The following is a 16,818-nucleotide window of genomic DNA, read 5'->3' on the forward strand; positions in this document are numbered from 1 at the left end:
TCAGCGTGCCCCCGGGAGCTCGGCCACCGCGACCTGACCGCTGGAGGCGGCGGCCACGATCTCGGGCGCCGCCGGGGCCTCGACGACCACGGTGATCTGGCCGGAATTTCCCGTTCTGGATCTGTCTCCGGCAGAGAAGACGAGCGCGTTCGCGGCGAGCACGCGGCTTTCTCCCTCACTCGCCCTGCTCGGCACGAATATCACCTGTACGCGGTCACCCTGCTGCACTCCGGCGGGCATTTGGCCGGGTTTGAGCGACAGTCCGACAGTGGCCTTTCCCGGCCCCAGCTCGCTGCTGGCCCGCACGCCCATCTGATCGGTGAGCAGCGTGCCCGGCAGGATCGTGACGGCCGCGAAGCTGTCGAGCACCTGCTGCCGCTGCGCCCAGGAGACGAAGTCGACGCCCGTGTCGGCGATCTTCACTTCCTCGATCGCGTCCGGGCTGAACTTCTGTCCCGCGCCGACCTGCTGGGTGATGCGGATCGCCGAGACGCGGTCGCCGCTGCTCAGCACGAGCAGGGTCGTGGCCAGCGCGCCGCCCAGGATGAGCAGGACGGCCAGCGCGGCCAGCGCCGGCTTGCGTTCGCGGGGCGGGACGGGGAGCTTGCGCGAGGCCGGCCCGGACAACCCCGCCGCCGCGTTGACGGCAGGCTGCTTTTCACTGGTCCTCATGGGTGGGGGGCTCCCGAAGGTGAATTGCGGAATTCACGCCATTATGTGGGGATCATCCGAGTGGCGGAGGCGGAATTCGCGGACCCATGCTTGTTTCGCAGGTGACATGATGTCAAGCGGAAATAATCAATGCCTATTGTTTCTACCGAGTTGACGGATACCGATTTATCCGTTTAGTCGCCCCTGTTTTAACTTCTGTCACATCCATCCCCCGGCCATGCCATTGGCGTCAACCGGCACGCCCCGCCCCGTTCCTGGCGCTACCTTGGCGCCCGAAGTCGACCGAGGAGACGGCACCATGCGGATCATGCTCACCGTGATCGGCGGGCAGGGCGACCGTGACGTCGTGATCGACGGCGACGACGGCGCCACGGTGGGAAGGCTCAGCGAGGAGCTCAGCGACCAGGGCCCGCTGGCCGAGGTCGTGCGCCTGCCCAAGGCCAGGGCGCCCTACGGCATGTCCGCGACCGGCGTGCCCAGGGTGTCCGGGCCGGACGGCCCCCGCGTGCCGCCTCCGCGCAGACCCGAGCGCTCCGACATGGGGCCGCCCACGCTGTGGCGCGACGGCCGCCCGCTCGACCCGCTCGCCCCCGTCACCGCCGTGCTGCGCGACGGCGACAAGGTCACCCTGGATTCCCACCTGGCCCGCGCCACCGTCGTCGAGGAGCCCGGCGGGGTCGCCGAGGTGCGGGTGGTGGGCGGTCCCGCCGCCGGGGCGGTGCACCGGCTGGGGCTGGGCGTGCACGTCATCGGGTCCGACCCCATGTGCGCGGTGGCGGTGGGCGATCCCGCGCTGGCTCCCGAGGCGGTGACCGTACGCGTGACGCCGGAGGCGATCACCGTGGAGCGGGCCTGGCGGCCGCCCGCCGACGCGCCCCGGCTCAAGCTCAAGGGACGCTGGGCCGAGGAGGTCGCCGAGCTCACGGCGCGCACGGCCGAACGGGAGCGGGCCGAGCTCGCGGCCGGCTACGGCGAGGTGCCCGAGCTCGACGGGCAGCCGCTCACCGAGCCGGTCGAGTGGCCCGACCAGGCCGTGCTGACCTGCGGATCCTCGGTCTTCGTGCTGACCTCGATCGAGCCCAGGGACGCCCACCTGGCACCCCGCGGGGAAGGCGGGGTCGCCTACAACCGGCCGCCCAGGCTGCGGCGGCCCGAGCCGCGACGCACGTTCGTCCGGCCGAAGGAGCCGGCCAGGAACGAGGGGCTGCGCCTGCAGTTGCTGGCCGCCCTGCTGCCCGCCGTGCTGGGTCTCACCCTGGCGATCGCGCTCAAGCAGCCGTTCTACCTGCTCGTCGCGCTCATGACGCCGGTCATCATGATCGGCCAGTGGTGGAGCGACCGCCGCCACGGCAAGAAGCAGCACAAGAAGGCGCTCAAGGAGCACCAGGAGAAGCTGCGCGCGTACGACGCGGACGTGGAGCGCGCCCGCGTGGCCGACGAGGCGGCACGCAGGGACGACGCGCCCGACCCCGCCCGGGTGCTGCTGACCGCCACCGGGCCGCGCAGGCGGCTGTGGGAGCGCAGGATCCACGACGCCGACGCGCTCCGGCTTCGCGTCGGGCTCGCCGACCTGCCCGCCGGCCTGGAGCTTTCGGAGGAGCAGGGCGGGCGCATCGACCCGCCGATCTGCCGCTCCGTGCCGGTCGCGCTGCCCATGCGGCGGCTGGGGGTGGCGGGCGTGACAGGGCACCGCACGGCCGCGGCCGGCCTGGCGAGCTGGCTGATCGCGCAGGCCGCCACCCTGCACAGCCCGCGCGACCTGGCCATCGTGATCGTGTCCGCGCACCCCGACGCCGAGCGGCAGTGGGGCTGGATGCGCTGGCTGCCACACTGCGCGCCACGCGCCGGCGAGGAGTGCGTGGCCCTGGTCGGCGCCGACCCCGACTCGGCCGCCCACCGGGTCGCGGAGCTGGCCGCCCTCATCGACGAGCGCCAGAACACCACCATTCCCGAGCTGGGCAAGGTCCCCACCGGCTGGGACGACCTCGGCGGGCCGGAGAAGCCCTCGTTCTCCTCCTACGACGTGCGCCCCTACGACGTGCTGGTGATCCTCGACGGCGCCCAGGTGCTGCGCGGCCTGCCGAACATGCCGCAGGTGCTGCGCCAGGGGCCGCGCTGCGGCGTGTACACCCTCGCCATCGACGAGGACCAGCGGCTGCTGCCCGAGGAGTGCCAGACCGTGGCCGAGTGCGGCGCCGACGGCCTCGTCCGCCTGCGCGGCGGCGGCCTCGACGTCATCGGCCCCCTCCTGGGCGACCTCGTCTCCCTCGCCTGGTGCGACCGCCTGGCCAGGGCGCTGGCCCCGATCCGCGACGTGAGCAGGGACGACCCCGGCGGGAACCTCCCCGACGCGGCCCGCCTGCTCGACCTGATGGGCCTGACCGTGCCGTCCGGGGCGGAGCTGGCCGCCCGGTGGGGCGATCAGGGCAGCACCGAGGCGCTGATCGGGGTGGGGCCCGACGGGCCGTTCTCCGTGGACCTCCGGCTCGACGGCCCGCACGGGCTGATCGCCGGCACCACCGGCGCGGGCAAGTCCGAGCTGCTGCAGACGATGATCTGCTCGCTGGCCGTGGCGAACCGGCCCGACCAGCTCACGTTCGTGCTGATCGACTACAAGGGCGGGGCGGCTTTCAAGGAGTGCGTACGGCTGCCGCACACCGTGGGCATGGTCAGCGACCTCGACGGCCATCTGACGCAGCGGGCCCTCGACTCGCTGGCGGCCGAGATCCGGCGGCGGGAGCGGCTGCTGGCGGGCGCCGGGGCCAAGGACATCGAGGACTACACCGGGCCTGGGATGCCGCGGCTGGTGCTGATCATTGACGAGTTCGCGGCGCTGGTGGCCGAGTTGCCGGACTTCGTGGCGGGGCTCGTGGACATCGCGCGGCGGGGGCGGTCGCTGGGGATCCACCTGATCCTGGCCACGCAGCGGCCCGCCGGGGTGGTGACGGCCGACATCCAGGCGAACACGTCGCTGCGGATCGCGTTGCGGGTGACCGAGCCCGCCGAGTCGGCCGACGTCATCGACCTGCCGGACGCGGCGCACATCTCCAAGTCCACGCCCGGGCGGTGTTACGTGCGGTCGGGAGTGGGGGCGGCGGTCGCCGTACAGACGGCCAGGGTCGGTGGGCGCAGCCCTGTCCTCCCCACCGCGACCGGTGCCGGAACGGGCGGGCCGGGCGGCGTCGCCGGTGGCGGCGGCCCGCTCGGCGGTGGTGTGGCGGGTGGCGGGAGCTTGCGGGTTCTCGATGTGGGGTGGCGGGCGCTGGGGAAGGCGTTGCCGCCGCCTCCGCGGCCGGACGAGGAGGAGTCCACGACCACGGACCTCACGCTCGTCGCCGATGCCCTCATCGAGGCCGCCAGGCTGGCCGGGGTGCCCGCGCAGCCGAGCCCGTGGCTGGATCCCCTGCCCACCCACCTCGTCCTCGACCTCCCTGACGAGGCCCCGGCGGCCGGAGACGGGTTCGCCGAGGTGGAGCCGCTGCCGTTCGGGATCACGGACCGGCCCTGGGCGCAGGACCGGTGCCCGCTGGCGCTCGACGTGGCCCACGGCGGGCACCTGCTCATCGCCGGGGCGGCCCGCAGCGGGAGATCGACGGTCCTGCGGACCATCGCGGGCTCGATCGCCGCGCACGCCTCCCCCGAGGACGTGCACCTGCACGCGGTGGACTGCGGGTCGGGCGCGTTGCTGCCGCTGGTGGCCATGCCGCACTGCGGTGCCGTGGTGACCCGGGACCAGCTCGACCGGGTGGAGCGGCTGCTGACCCGGCTGCGCGCGGAGGTCGGCCGGCGGCAGCAGCTCCTGGCCGAGGCCGGGCACGCGTCGCTGGCCGAGTACCGGCAGGCCGGGCATCGGCTGCCGTGGCTGGTGTTCATGCTGGACCGCTGGGAGGGGTTCGTCGCGGCGTTCGAGAACTACGACTACGGGCGGCTGATCGAGGCGGTGCTGCAGCTCCTGCGGGAAGGGCCCGCGGTGGGGTTGCGGGCCGTGGTCAGCAGCGACCGGTCCGGGTTGCTCGGGCAGGTCTCGACGGTCTTCGACGACCGGCTGCTGCTGCGGCTGTCCGACAGCGCGGATTACGGTCTGGCCGGGTTCCCGCTCAAGGGGCTGCCCGCCGCCATGCCGGCCGGGCGGGCGCTGTCCATGGGCGAGCACGGGATCGTGGAGCACCACATCGCCCTGCTGGCCGCCGACCCGGCGGGCCCGGCCCAGGTGGCCGCGCTCCAGTCCCTGGCCCGCACCGCCGCCGCCGACCCACCACCGGAAGCGGCCCCCGCCGTCGGCGACAGCGAGACGGAGGGCGCGGATGCGCACGCCTCGGAGAGTGCGGGGGGCAGGCGGTCCAGTCCCTCGCATGCGCTGGGAGTGGGCAGGGGCCCGTGGCGGTGGGGTGGGGCGCCGCCGTTGCGGGTGGATGCGTTGCCGATGCGGATCACCGCCGCCCAGACGCTGGCCCTCGATCCCGGCTTCGTGCCGCCGTCGCCGCTGTGGGCGCTGATCGGGGCGGGTGGGGACGCGCTCGCGCCGCTCGGCATCGACCTCCAGGCGCAGGGGCCAGGAGGGGTGATCGCGGGGCCGTCCCGATCGGGCCGGTCGTCGGCGCTGGTGACGGCCGCCCGGTCGCTGATCGACCGGGGCACGCCGGTCGTGGCCGTCGCGCCCAGGCGCAGCCCGCTGCGCGAGCTGGAGGGCGCGCTGGCCGTGCTGGACGGCGACGCCACGAACCTCCAGGAGCTGGTGGCCGGGCACGAGCATTACGTGGTGCTGGTCGACGACGCCGAGCTGGTGAACCCGGACGGCCCGCTGGGCACGGCCCTGGAGGAGGTGATCCGGACGGGCCGCGACGGCGACCACGGCCTGCTGATCGCGGGCGCGACGGGCGACCTGGCCGTGGCCTACCGCGGGTTCGTGGCGGAGGCGCGCAAGTCCCGTACCGGGGTGCTGCTCGCCGTGCAGGGGCAGACGGACGGCGACCTGTTCTCGATCCGCCTGCCGCGCGGAGCGGGCGGCGGGCCGTCCGGGCGCGGCCTCCTGGTGACGACCGGCACGATCACCCAGGTTCAGGCGGCCCTGCCGGACAACGCCTGACATTCAGGTGGATGACCGAAACTCCCCCATGTGCGCGTTCTATGCTGATGCCTGCGACACGTGGGGAGAGAGATGCAGACCCGGAAGGACCTCTACCAGGCGCACAAGCTGATGCAGCAGCGCCTGGGAATGGCACTGCTGCAGGCGGAGCCGGACGTGCCCGAGTCCCCGATGCGACGGCACAACGTGGCCATGTTCTGCGGGGTCATCGTCGCGCTGCTGGTCACGGCGGCGTTCGGGATCTGGGGGCTGATCAAGCCCGGCGCGGCGACGAACCTGGAGGCGGCCGGGCAGCTCCTCGTGGAGGAGGAGACCGGCGCCAAGTTCGTCTACAGCCAGGAGCAGAAGCGGCTGCTGCCGGTCGCCAACTACGTCTCCGCGCTGCTGCTGCTCGACTCCACCAACTTCGAGGTCAGGAACGTCACCGCGGCCTCGCTCGCCAAGTACCCGCGCGGGCCGCTCGTGGGCATCGCCGGCGCCCCCGACTCGCTGCCGGCCAGGGAGAAGCTGGTCAAGGGCCCCTGGTCGGTCTGCGTGACCGAGGCGCCTGACGCGACGGGCACGGCGGTCCCGTACGTGACGCTCGTGGCCGGGAACCAGGTCGGCGGGACCCCGATCGGCACCGGCGCGCTGGTCGTCACGGACGGCCAGGAGAACTGGGTGATCTGGAACGACCAGCGGATGAAGACCGGCGACGCCGGCGTCCGGGTGCTCGACGCGCGCCCCAAGAGGGTGCCCTCCACCTGGATCAACGCCGTCCCGTCCGGCCCCGACTTCAAGGCGCCGGGGATCCCCGGCATCGGGAAGAAGACCCGCGGCCCCGACGGCCGTACCGCCGCCATCGGGCGCGTCTACACGGTGAAGGGCGTCGGCGGCGCCCCCGACCGCTGGTACGTGCTGCTCGCCGACGGCCTCGCCACCGTGAACGTCACCCAGGCCTCGCTGCTGCTGGAGGAGCCGGGGCTCAAGCGGGCGTACGGCGGGAAGGCGGCCATGCCGCTGGAGCTGGACGCGGCCACGGCCAACGCCGCGAGCAGCGGCCGCACCCTCACCGTGGGCGGCATGCCCACCAGCCTGCCCAAGGCGGTCGCCTCCTCGTCGTCGCCGCTGTGCTCGGTGTACGCCGACACGCAGAACGGCTCGGCCAAGGCGAAGGTGACGGTCGGCGGCACGATGGCCATCCCCGCGCCCAGCGTGCGGGGCGACCAGGAGCACTTCGACCAGGTGCTGATGCCGGCGGGCTCGGCGGTGCTGGGCGGGCTGCTGCCGGGCGACGGCCAGAAGGCGTTCGTCCAGACGTACTTCCTGATCAGCGACCAGGGCAGGCGGTACCAGCTCCAGTCGGGCGACCAGATCAACAAGCTCGGGTACGGCGCCGAGGACGTGGCGCCGATCCCCGGCAACCTCGTTCACCTGCTGCCCGAGGGACCGCCGCTGGACCCGCAGGTGGCACGCTCGCCGCTGCAGGTCACCGCGCAGTGAGCCGCCGGGGCTGCCCGGCGGCCCCGGCGTGACGACCAGGTCTGGATGCCCGGTTTAGATGAAGGCGCTCATGCCGCCCGTGCCGGTGGTGGGCATGGAGGGCATGGTGGGCAGGCCGCCGTTCTTGGGCTGCAGGGTGCCCACGCCGGTGGACTCGTCGCCGGCGTACTCCAGGGCGGCCGGCGCGAAGTCGGGCCGGGGGCGGCTCTGCTCGATGAACTGGCCCAGCGACATGCACATGAAGTTGACGCCGGCCACGAGGGCGGTGAGCACCGCCACGGACTTCAGCTGCTTGCCCAGCAGGCCCCTCATCACCTCGCCCAGGGACGCCAGCACCCCCATGACCACGCCCCTGATCCCGATCTGCACCCCGACCACGGGGATGACCTGGGTGACCAGTTTCCAGGTGCCGATCGCCAGCATCGCGGTGGCCACCACCGTGGCCACCTCGGCGGCCCAGTGGTAGACGGTGGCGATGCTGCCCATGCCCTGGCCGACGCCCTGGTGGTACCGCCCCGCCGTGTCGAGCTGGGTGAGCAGCGTGTCGATCGAGTCGTTGAACGCCTGGCAGGCGGGGCCCTTCCACCACTCCTTCTCGTTGCACTCGTCGCGCAGGGTGCGCACCGCCTGCTTGATGCCCTCGAAGTCCATCTCGCCGCCGCCCTCGGGGCTGCTCCACCGCTCAGCGGCCAGCTCCATGCTGTGCGGGTTGGACACCATCGTGCCGATCATCAGCGCGATGTTCCTGGCCATCGGGTACTCGTACAACATCGCGGCCGCGGCGGTCGCCGTCGTGGCCGCGTAGATGAACTGCCCGCGGTCGCTTCCTGTGCCGAGCATGTGGTTCCTGTCTCTCTCAGGCCTCGCCGATCACGGGTGGGGCGATGTCGATGTCGTCCACCCAGTCCGCTTCGTCGCCGCGTACGTAGTCGGGCTTGTCGCGCTCGTTGTTCTGGTCGCCGCCGGCGCCGCCCATGGGAGGCATGAAGGGCATGCCCGCCATGCCCATGCCGTTCATGCCGCGCGCCGAGGCGGGGGCGGCCGCGGCCGGCTGCTGCATGCTGCCGGGCGAGATGCCCGTGGGGCCGCCGGGGGACAGGCCGGGACCGAGCGTGGTGGTGTTCGGGACGGAGGGGGTGGGGATGGTGCCCAGCTTCGAGGGGTCGAAGTTCGCCAGATCGGTCTTGGTGGGGTCGGTCGGGAGGGAGGTGTTGGGGACGGTGGGGACGTTGTGGTTGAGCTGGTCCTCCAGGGACGGGGTGTTGGGCAGGGCGGCGTTCGGGTCCGGCAGGTTGGGGTTCGGCACGTTCGCGTCCGGCAGGTTCGGATCCGGCACGTTCGCGTCCGGCAGGTTGGGGTCAGGGACGTTGGGGTCGGGCAGGTTCGGGTCCGGGACGTCCGTGTTCGGCAGGTCGGAGCTGGGCAGCTTGGAGTCCGGCAGCTTCGAGTCGGGCAGGTCGGTGCTGGGGAGCTTGGAGTCCGGGAGCTTCGAGTCGGGCAGGCCGCCGCCGAGCGAGGCCGGGTCGATGCCCGGGCCGGTGCCGGGCCCGGTGCCGGGGCCCGTGTAGGGGTCGGTCTTGATGATGCCGTCGTTGTCCTTGTCGGCCTTCTGGTAGTTCTCCTCCAGCTTGGTCAGCGCCGTACGGTAGTCGGACAGGACGTCCCTGGCCGTCTTGAGCGTGTTGTGGGCGTTGTCCTTGAGCTGGTCGTGGGCGTGGTTGAGGCCGACGCCGATGACGCCGAAGGCGGGCGGCTCGACGCGGATGCCGCCGACGTTCTGGGCGATGGCGTTCATGTTGGGCGCCTGTTCGCCCAGGTCCTGGCCGACCTGCTTGATGCGGCCGTCCTCGAACTGGATCGTGGCGCCCGCGAGCGGGCCGCCACCGTACTGGGTGCCTCCGGTGTCGGTGGCCATGCACACCCCTCCCAGCCCATAAATCGCGTTATGTGCGGTCCTGGCTACGATATCGACAGAAATCAACTTCTTGCGTGAACAATCAGCCAATGATCTAGACGCGTGTATGATCGTGATGGCAGCCTTTCCGCATGCGGATCAAGACCCTGATAGCAGGCGTGTGCGGCTTGGCCGTGGCGCCTCTCACCGGCGTGGGCACGGCGGATGCCGCAACGGCCGCCTCCACGCTGCAGCTGCCGTTCCCGTGTGGCGAGACCTGGGTGGGGAGCAGCAAGAGCTCCGCCCACACCGCGGGCTACGAGATCGACTTCAACGGCAGCGCGACCGACGGCAACGCCGACCTCGGCAGGACGGTCGTGGCAGCGGGCGCCGGCACGGTCATCATGTCGGAGTACCGGCGGACGGACGGCTTCGGCAACGTCATCAAGATCAGGCACTCCGATGGCACCGTGACCCTGTACGCCCACCTGAACGCCCGCTCGGTCTCCAAGGGCGCCACCGTGCGCCAGGGCCAGAAGATCGGCACGCTGGGCAAGTCGTCCGCCAAGTACAGCCTGATCGCCCACCTGCACTACGAGCAGCGCACGTCGTCCGGCACCATCGTGCCCGCCAAGTTCAACGGCGCCACCTTCAAGTACCCGAACCAGACGCTGACCTCGCGCAACTGCGGCGGCGGCAGCACGCAGACGCAGACCGGCAACGGCGGCGGCGGCAACCCGTACTCCGCCACGCAGATCTGCGGCTCCGGCTTCAAGCAGATCGACTCGCAGAACCTCGGCTCCGCGGGCAAGGTGGTGCTGCTCTACTCGGCCGCCACCGGCCAGAACTGCGTCACGACGCTGCGCAACAGCGGCTCCGGCAAGGCGGCGGTGACGGCGTACCTCCAGGTGCAGGGCAAGGCCCGCAAGACCGACGCCGGCAGCTACCAGTACTACGCGGGCCCGGTGAAGGACACCGCCCGCAAGACCTGCGTGAAGTGGGGCGGAGCCATCGGCTCCGCCAAGTACGACAGCCCGCTCGAGCACTGCGACTGAGCTCAGGCCAGCGTGGACGGGGTGGTGCCTTCCGGCCCACCCCACACGTCGTCGTCCTCGTAGAGGTTCGAGGAGTTCTCGGCGACGGGATCCTCCTCCTTGCGGCGGGAGGAGACGGGGGCGTGCATCATCGGCATGCCCATGCCGCCGAACCCCGCCCGCCCGGCCGCGGAGGCGGCGTTCGCCGCCGCGGTCGTGCCCGGGTTGCCCGGGTTACCGGGGTAGCCGGTGCCGGACGTCCCCGGGCCGCTGCCCGGGTAGGTGGTGGCGGTGTTCGGGCCGTTGGGCACCCCCACCTGCGAGGGGTCGTAACCCGCCAAGGTCGTGGAGGCGTAGTCGCGGGGTGAGCCGGGCGAGGGCACGGAGGGCGCGGAAGGAACCGACGGCACGCCCGGCGGGTTGCCGAGGGTGCTGTTGGCCAGCGCGGACGGGTCGCCACTGCCGTAGGCGTCGCTGTCGCCCAGATCGCCGGGTACTCCGGGGCCGTTCGGGCCGGCGCCGGGGTTCACCCCGTCGTTGCCGAAGCTGCCGGGGTACTGCCCGGGAGGGTAGGAGCCGTCGAAGGACGGGCCGCCAGGGACCGCGCCGGGGTCGAACGAGGCGTTCTGGTAAGGGGGGACGTCCCCCGTGTTCAGGGGGCCGACCTGAGGCCCGCGCAGCCCGGAGTTGTTGAAGTCCGGCATCTCCGGATCGACGACGATCGGCAGCGCCTGCTGCACCTCCACCGGCATGTCGGCGTAGTGCTGCGCGATCCGCTCGTTGACCTCCCGCAGGTGCTGGGTGGCCCGGTCGCTGCTGCGCTTGATGCCGTAGAACGGGATCTGGTCGGCCCAGTCGATGTCGTTGTCGGAGCGGGAGTCACGGCCCCGCTCCTCGACCACGTTGGCCTGCGCCCACTGCAGCGTGTCGCCGTACGGCTTCAGCGACCTGCCCATCGCGCCGAGCTTGCCGGCCAGCTCCACCACGCTGGCGTGCAGGCTGCGGAGCTGCAGCTGCGTCTGGTACGCCGCGGGCCCCCTGTAGTGCTCGGCCAGCTCGGCGGCCTTCGTCTTGAGGTCCGCGGCGAACTCGTTCAGCAGCGGCTCGGCCGCCTGGTAGTACAGCCCCGCGAGCTGGACCGCGGCCGGGTCCGTCGCGTCGATCATGTCCCGGATCTCGCCGATCGTGTCCCGGAACATGCTCTCCATGAACCCGGCCTCGCGCACCGACGTGTCGATCGGCTGGTCGCCGTAGCGGAGCGGGAAGTCCTGTGTCTTGGGCTCGTCGGCCATGGCGCTCTTCTTTCGTCTCAGGTCTGACGCGAGGTGGCTTCCTCGGTCGCCTGCTCGGCGGTCTCGGAGGTCCGCGCGATCTCCAGCACGGCGTCGAAGGACTCCTCCGCCTGCTTGTTGAGGCCGGCGTAGAGGCCGCTGGTGCTGCCGGGCTCGCCGATCAGCGTCGAGTAGGCGGTGAAGGCGGCCGTCCCGTAGGTGATGGCGGCCGGCCACTGGCCCATCTGCTCCTGGTTGAGCGCGCAGTGCGCCTGGAGGTCCGGCAGCGAGCCTGCGCCCGCCGGAAGCCGCGGCCCCGGCACCGGGTCGCCGATCGCCACGGCGTACTCCGTCACCGGGATGCCGGAGGACGTGGTGAGCTTCTTGAGCAGCTCGTGCAGGTCTCCCGCGATGCGCCGCACCTCGGTGCGGTTCGTGTACGGGTCCTCGCTCTCGTCGTCGTCCGAAGCACCCGGCCAGTTCGGGTCGAGCTGGATCGCCATGTCGCCTCCCTCAGTTGCGGATCACCGGCGAGATGGTGCTCTCCGTCGCCGAGTGCCAGTCGTCGCGTTCCCCCGTCAGGTTCGTCGTGTTCTCCTGCTGCTCGTGCTCGCCGGGTGGCGCGCCGCCGCCCATCGGCATGAAGGGGTAGCCCATGCCGCCCGCGCCCGCCCTGGCCGCCGCCGCGGCGCCGGGCACGCCCGGCTGCGTGTACGAGCCGGGCCCGCCGATGACGGCGGGGGCCGCGCTGCCCGTGGGCGTGGGGTAGCTGGTCTGCGGCGTCGTGACCGGGGTGTACGTGGTCGCGGTCGGCGGGGTGGCGGTCGGCGGGGTGGCGGCCGTCTCGGTGGCCCGGGGGTCCTGGGTCTCGGGCCCGGCCTGCGTGGTGCGTTCCGGGTCCGTGGTGCTGCTGTCGATCACGGACGGCGTGGTGCCGTCGGTGCCGTCGCTCTGGCTCCCGGGGGCCGGGGAGCCCTGGTCGCCGGGCGTGCCGGGGCTGCCGGAGGGGGAGCCTGGAGTGTCGGAGGAGGAGCCGGGGCCGTCGCCGGAGGAGCCGGGGCTGCCGGAGGAGCCCGGGCCGCCGGAGGAGCCCGGTGTCCCGGCGCCAGGCCGGTCTCCGGAGTCCGAACTTGAGCCGGACGACCCGTTCGACCCGCTGGAGCCGCTGGAACCGCCCCAGCCGGAGGAGCCGCCCGAGGACCCGCCGCTGTTCCGGGAGTCGCCGAAGGTGTAGGGCGTGTCCTGGTCCATCGGCGGCAGGTCCCGGCCGCCGTCGTCCGTGACCGGCGTGACCGTCGGCAGGTCGATGGTCACACTGTCGGGGATCTTGAAGTCGTACAGGTCGACGATGTGCCGGTCGAGCTTCTCCATCGCGCGCCTGGCGGCCTCGTCGTCCAGCTCGGACGCCTGCGGGGTGGCGCTGGGCGTGGGCTGCGCGCTGGGTGAGGACGACGGGTCGATCACCGGCTCCGTGGTGGGCTCGGCGGAAGCCGTCGGCGCGGGGCCGGGCGAGGGCTGGGGCTCGGCGTCGGACCGCTGGTTCGCGCCCGCCCGCACCTCCTCGATGGCCGTCGGCAGGTAGTCGCGCCCGTACAGGGTGAGCGCGTCCGACATCTGGGTCATCGCGTCGGCCAGCGCGGCACCGCTGGCGTGCAGCAGTTGCAGCGCGCGCTGGGTCTTCGCGGCCGCCTCCGAGCGCCAGGCGTCGTTGAGCGCCACGCCGATGTCGGGCAGCGCGTCGGACACCGCCTTGATGGCGTCGGCCACCCGGCCGTAGGTCATGCCGCGGTCGTGCACCTCCAGCGGGGACGTGCCGTCCAGCCACTGCTGGATCTCCTCGCGGGAGGCGTTGACCGCGCCGGCGGTCGGTCGCCTGGAGGGGTCGCGGATGTCAACGGTCCGCTCAGCCACTGGCTCTCACTTTCAGCTATCGCCCCTGACGGGGTTGGTGCGCTCGTAGACCGCGGCACTGTCCCTGATCGCCTGCACGACGCGCTGGCAGCACTCGACGTACTCCCGGTACAGGGACGCCAGGCGCTGCCCGCGGCCCTCCAGGGACACCTGGCCGCCCGGGTCGGGGCCGGTGGTGCCGACGCTGTGCGCGAACGCGGCGGCGGCGGGCCAGCTCCCGATGTGCTGCTGGGTCAGGTCGAAGTACCTGGTGAGGGCCTCCACCGCGCCCGTGCCGCCGTCCTTGGTGCCCCCGGGGCCCTGTGTGGGCACCAGGGCGAGCTCCAGGTCGTCGGCGACGGCACGCATCTTGCCGACGTTGTAGTACAGGTCGGCGTCGGTGTCGTCCAGCCCCCGCCACGGTACGGGGTCGAGCTCCCCCATGATCCTCTCCTCACGCGTTCGGCCACCGCGGGCGGTGGCCGAAGAAGGAACGACGGCGGAGTGAGGGCTCAGCCCTCGTACCACATCGCCTTGTTGCGGGCCTCCGCGGCCTGGTAGTTCTGGTTCGCGATCTGGACGGCGCCGCGCAGCTCGACGAGGTTGCTGCTCATGGTGGCGGCGGCGTTGTCCCACTTGGTCTTGTACCGCATGAACTCGGCCTTGGCGCCCTCGACGTCGCCGTCCCAGTTCTCCTGAAGCTGCTGCAGCAGCTTGGTCACCAGGTCGTCGAGGGCCTGGTCGAAGGCCTTGACGATGTCCTCGTAGTCCTTGGCGGCCAAGTCCATGTTCTTGAAGTTGACCTTGGTGAAATCCATCTCGGGCATGCCGGTTCCCCCTTACTTGACTTCCGCGTTGATGAGCGCCTCGACCTTGCCGACACCGGCCATGACGTCCTCGTCGTTCATGCTGTAGGTGATGGCGTTCGCGCCCATCTTCTCGGCGATGCCCTCGAGGTCCTGCCGTACGGCCCGCATCTGGGCGTCCCAGCTCTCCATGATGGTGCGGAACCGGTTGGCCGCCGGGCCGAGCCAGTCGGCGCTGAGCAGACCGTTGGAGGTGGTCTCGACCGCGACACGCAGACCCTCGATGAACTGGGCCGTGTCGGTGACGTTTCCCGCCGCCAGGTTGATCTGGGAGCTCGACGCCCCGTAATAGCTCACTTTGCTACCTCCGTTGTGCGCAATTTCGGTCGCTTATCCATATAAGCACCATTGGCCTCATGAGTAACAGGCGTCCCTCTTGCGAAGATGTAACAGGATCTCGACAAGGGAGCAAACCCGCTGGTAAATCAGAGGTCGAGGTCCCGGCGGATGCGGTCCAGCTCGCCCATGACGTTCTCGAACGCCCGGTCGTAGTTGGCCTCCGCCTGCTTGATCGGCTTGAGCAGGGCCTGCGGGTCGTTCATGAGGCGCGACGGGGTCGCGGCCGTCCCGAACAGCTCGGCCATGAGCTCCTCGGTCGCGCGCTGCAGGTCCGCCGTCGCGGCGCCCACGGCTTCCTTGATCTTCTCCGACAGCTCCACGGCCGCCAGGCGCATGGCCTTGGGGTGGATGTCCAGGGTGCGGATGCCCTCCTGGGCGTACTCGACGGCGACCAGGCCGTCGGCGTCCTCACCCCGGCCGACCAGCAGCGGCATGCGCCTCTGCAGCTCGTCGGACTTGGCGAGCTGCTCGTCGACGCCGCGCAACAGACGTTCGACGTCGATGTTGGCGAAGTCCCCGAAATCCGTCACGAGTCACATCCTGCACCAAGAGCCACGTTCACGGCGTGGTTGTGCTCACATCCGGCGCGATCCAGTCGAAGGTCTGCGAACCGGCCGGAAGCTTCCCGGGAGCGGGCGGCTCGTTGAAGGAGGGGTAGTGGCTCAGGTCGAGGCGGGCCCGCTGGAAGTCGATGGCGGCGACGCCCGTCGGCGCCACGTAGCCGAACTGGCGCTCCTTCTTGGCCATGGTCGTCAGCGTGTCGCCGCCCTTGGAGAGCAGCGCCCCCATCACGCCGGTGCCGATCGTCACCGCCGTGAGCACCTTGGCGCCGGTGAGCTGCTCCAGCAGCATGCCCAGGGCCCGCGTCTGCGGGGCCGGGAACATCTTCAGCCACAGGGCCCGCATGAGCGCCGCGACGGTCGCCGCGCCCAGCACCGTGATGGCCACCCAGTACGCGCGGAAGGCGGCGGCGATCTCGTCGAGCACCTTGCCGATGTCGTCGAACATCTTGCGCAGGGCGCCGATCTCGCCGTGGAAGCGCGCGTGCACGCGCGCGTACTCCTGCTGGTCGGCCGCGATCCAGCCGGTCTCGGAGGTCTTGAGTATCTGCGGCATGAGGTTCTTGACCCCGTCGTCGAGCCGGGCGCTCATGCCGACGCTCCAGATCGTGCCGGCCCGCGCGATCTCCCCCTCGTCCGCGTTGACGGTGGCGGCGACCATGATGGCGGGGATGACCCAGGCGGAGATCCGGCCGGCGGCCCGCAGCGTGGCCAGCCCTCTGGAGGCGGAGCTCTCGGCGCCGGCCGCCGACAGGGAGCCGATCTTCCCGCTCTCCGGGTTGAGCGGGATCAGCGGTGACGACCCCCTCGACACCGGTGAGAGGGCGTTCAGGTACGGGTCGCTCATGCGCGGTATCCGACCATGTTCGCGTTCTCCGCGGCGGTCCAGTTGCGCTCGCAGTGGGTCATGGCGGTCACCCAGCTCTCCAGGGTCGCCATGGCCTCGCCCATGATCTCGTCGCACCGGACCTGGACGTCCTTGTAGGTGCCGCCGATGATCTGGTCGCCGAACGTCCCGAAGCCGCTGCCCTGCACGTCGGCGGCCGGGATCATGCCGCGGACGAAGCCGACCATGTCGTCCTTCAGCTCCCGGTCGATGCGCCCGCGCGTCTTGCGGATGGTGCTCGAGGTGATGTGGATCTCGCGTGTGGTTCCCACAGAGCTGGATTCTTGCGGTGGTTTGCACCTGTTTCATCACTCATAGCGGGATTTTTCTGATCACTTCAGCAGCTGGTCATGCGGTACTCCCCAACTGTTAACCCGGACCGGGTGGCGTGCTCGCATGAGCTCCCGCGACTTCAACCCCGACGACCTCGACGGCCTCCTGCGCGACAGCGAGCGTTCGCTGCGCGAGCTGACGAGCATGATCGGCGAACTGCAGAGCATCTCCGGCGCGGGAGAGAGCCGCAGCGGCGCGGTCACCGCGACCGTGGACGCCAACGGCCGGCTCGACCAGCTGAAGCTGGCCCCCAGAGCGAGCCGCATGGAGCTGGACGAGCTGACCGAGGAGATCGTCCAGGCCGTCCGCGCCGCCCAGGACGACCAGACCCGCAGGACCATGGCGCTCATCCCCGTCTCCCCCCAGCTCGGCGGCGTCTCCCTGGAGGAGATCCAGCGCCAGTTCGACGAGATCCAGGACTCCTTCACCCGGGACATGCACGAGAGGATGGCGGACCTGGAGGCCATCCGCCGCCGCGCGGTCGCCGACGACTGAGTTCCGCGGG

General features: G+C 71.5%; 16 protein-coding genes. 4 read left to right on the plus strand and 12 right to left on the minus strand.

Annotated elements, in window-relative coordinates:
• Complete coding sequence (locus tag HD593_RS50880) at positions 1–672, minus strand: CpaB family protein (protein WP_185110063.1); 672 nt, start codon at positions 670–672, stop codon at positions 1–3.
• A 298-nt stretch (positions 673–970) separates the two neighbouring features.
• Between HD593_RS50880 and HD593_RS50885 the strand changes: the two genes are divergently transcribed.
• Together HD593_RS50885 and eccB are read left to right on the plus strand one after the other, a co-directional pair.
• The gene (locus HD593_RS50885) at positions 971–5,758 is read left to right on the plus strand and encodes an FtsK/SpoIIIE domain-containing protein (protein ID WP_185110064.1); all 4,788 of its coding nucleotides are present in this window, start codon (positions 971–973) and stop codon (positions 5,756–5,758) included.
• Positions 5,759–5,830: 72 nt separating this feature from the next.
• Positions 5,831–7,240 carry a type VII secretion protein EccB gene (gene eccB, locus HD593_RS50890; protein WP_185110065.1) on the plus strand — a complete coding sequence of 470 codons (1,410 nt, stop codon included), beginning with the start codon at positions 5,831–5,833 and terminating at the stop codon, positions 7,238–7,240.
• 54 nt (positions 7,241–7,294) lie between these two features.
• On the opposite strand, the gene HD593_RS50895 is transcribed toward eccB, so the two are convergent.
• Positions 7,295–8,080 carry a hypothetical protein gene (locus tag HD593_RS50895; RefSeq protein ID WP_185110066.1) on the minus strand — a complete coding sequence of 262 codons (786 nt, stop codon included), beginning with the start codon at positions 8,078–8,080 and terminating at the stop codon, positions 7,295–7,297.
• Between the two features lie 16 nt (positions 8,081–8,096).
• Positions 8,097–9,155 carry a hypothetical protein gene (locus tag HD593_RS50900; RefSeq protein WP_185110067.1) on the minus strand — a complete coding sequence of 353 codons (1,059 nt, stop codon included), beginning with the start codon at positions 9,153–9,155 and terminating at the stop codon, positions 8,097–8,099.
• Positions 9,156–9,286: 131 nt separating this feature from the next.
• On the opposite strand from HD593_RS50900, the gene HD593_RS50905 reads away from it, so the two are divergent.
• Complete coding sequence (locus tag HD593_RS50905) at positions 9,287–10,189, plus strand: M23 family metallopeptidase (RefSeq protein ID WP_185110068.1); 903 nt, start codon at positions 9,287–9,289, stop codon at positions 10,187–10,189.
• Positions 10,190–10,191: 2 nt separating this feature from the next.
• On the opposite strand, the gene HD593_RS50910 is transcribed toward HD593_RS50905, so the two are convergent.
• The 9 genes from HD593_RS50910 to HD593_RS50950 form a co-directional block, all read right to left on the minus strand.
• A complete protein-coding gene (locus tag HD593_RS50910) occupies positions 10,192–11,460 on the minus strand; it encodes a hypothetical protein (RefSeq protein ID WP_185110069.1) in 1,269 nt (422 codons plus the stop codon).
• A gap of 17 nt (positions 11,461–11,477) precedes the next feature.
• Positions 11,478–11,942 (minus strand): hypothetical protein, encoded by a 465-nt coding sequence (locus HD593_RS50915; protein WP_185110070.1) that lies wholly within the window; start codon positions 11,940–11,942, stop codon positions 11,478–11,480.
• 10 nt (positions 11,943–11,952) lie between these two features.
• Entirely contained in the window at positions 11,953–13,350 is a 1,398-nt protein-coding gene (locus HD593_RS50920; protein WP_185110071.1) for a hypothetical protein, read from the minus strand.
• Positions 13,351–13,362: 12 nt separating this feature from the next.
• Positions 13,363–13,773, minus strand: a complete 411-nt coding sequence (locus tag HD593_RS50925; protein WP_185110072.1) for a hypothetical protein — start codon at positions 13,771–13,773, stop codon at positions 13,363–13,365.
• A 68-nt stretch (positions 13,774–13,841) separates the two neighbouring features.
• Complete coding sequence (locus HD593_RS50930) at positions 13,842–14,156, minus strand: WXG100 family type VII secretion target (RefSeq protein WP_185110073.1); 315 nt, start codon at positions 14,154–14,156, stop codon at positions 13,842–13,844.
• Positions 14,157–14,168: 12 nt separating this feature from the next.
• Positions 14,169–14,492: a WXG100 family type VII secretion target gene (locus HD593_RS50935; RefSeq protein WP_185110074.1), complete on the minus strand. Its 324-nt coding sequence runs from the start codon at positions 14,490–14,492 to the stop codon at positions 14,169–14,171.
• 128 nt (positions 14,493–14,620) lie between these two features.
• Positions 14,621–15,064 (minus strand): YbaB/EbfC family nucleoid-associated protein, encoded by a 444-nt coding sequence (locus tag HD593_RS50940; protein ID WP_185110075.1) that lies wholly within the window; start codon positions 15,062–15,064, stop codon positions 14,621–14,623.
• Between the two features lie 28 nt (positions 15,065–15,092).
• Positions 15,093–15,941, minus strand: a complete 849-nt coding sequence (locus HD593_RS50945) for a WXG100 family type VII secretion target (RefSeq protein ID WP_185110076.1) — start codon at positions 15,939–15,941, stop codon at positions 15,093–15,095.
• The gene (locus tag HD593_RS50950) at positions 15,938–16,252 is read right to left on the minus strand and encodes a hypothetical protein (protein ID WP_185110077.1); all 315 of its coding nucleotides are present in this window, start codon (positions 16,250–16,252) and stop codon (positions 15,938–15,940) included. The genes HD593_RS50945 and HD593_RS50950 overlap by 4 nt, the downstream gene beginning before the upstream one ends.
• Before the next feature lie 124 nt (positions 16,253–16,376).
• Here HD593_RS50950 and HD593_RS50955 point away from each other — a divergent pair, with 124 nt between their 5' ends.
• Positions 16,377–16,808 carry a YbaB/EbfC family nucleoid-associated protein gene (locus tag HD593_RS50955; protein ID WP_185110078.1) on the plus strand — a complete coding sequence of 144 codons (432 nt, stop codon included), beginning with the start codon at positions 16,377–16,379 and terminating at the stop codon, positions 16,806–16,808.
• The last annotated feature ends 10 nt before the right edge of the window (positions 16,809–16,818 follow it).

This window comes from Nonomuraea rubra (assembly GCF_014207985.1).
Lineage (GTDB): Bacteria > Actinomycetota > Actinomycetes > Streptosporangiales > Streptosporangiaceae > Nonomuraea > Nonomuraea rubra.